The following is a 528-nucleotide window of genomic DNA, read 5'->3' on the forward strand; positions in this document are numbered from 1 at the left end:
TATTTCGGCTTGGACGAAGTCCCACACTGCCGGGCTGATGATCGCCTCATGGCTGGCGGTGACGTAGTACTGGGGTACTTCGCCTTGGTTGATGACTTGACGTTTCGTCAGGTAGTCAGCGACGTACGACTTCTGCAGGAGAGCGTCACCCTTGTATTTCTCGTTGGTGAGAATCGCTCGTATGGATCGGTAATACCAGGTCTTGTTGCCTGCGGCGGTGAAGGTCTCTGGTTCGTCGGTGAGGGTGCGGGCGATCGTTCCGATGGACATGCCACCTAAGTACATGTTGTAGATCCGGCGCACGAGTTTGGCTTGCTCGGGGTTGATGACGAGGCTGCCGTCTTCGCCTTTGTCGTATCCGAGGAACCGAGAATATGGGACGGTGACCTTGCCGTCGGCGAAGCGTTTGCGGTGCCCCCAGGTGACGTTTTCGGAGATGGAGCGGGCTTCTTCTTGCGCCAGCGAGCTCATGATGGTGATGAGGAGCTCGCCTTTTGCGTCGAAGGTCCAGATGCCTTCTTTCTCGAA

General features: G+C 56.8%; 1 protein-coding gene. It reads right to left on the minus strand.

Translation table 11 applies throughout. The features are described 5' to 3' along the window. The coding region (locus HMPREF2656_RS02845; RefSeq protein WP_141760989.1) for a recombinase family protein at positions 1-528 on the minus strand (528 nt) is incomplete at both ends.

The organism is Corynebacterium sp. HMSC034B08, from assembly GCF_001835805.1.
GTDB lineage: Bacteria > Actinomycetota > Actinomycetes > Mycobacteriales > Mycobacteriaceae > Corynebacterium > Corynebacterium coyleae.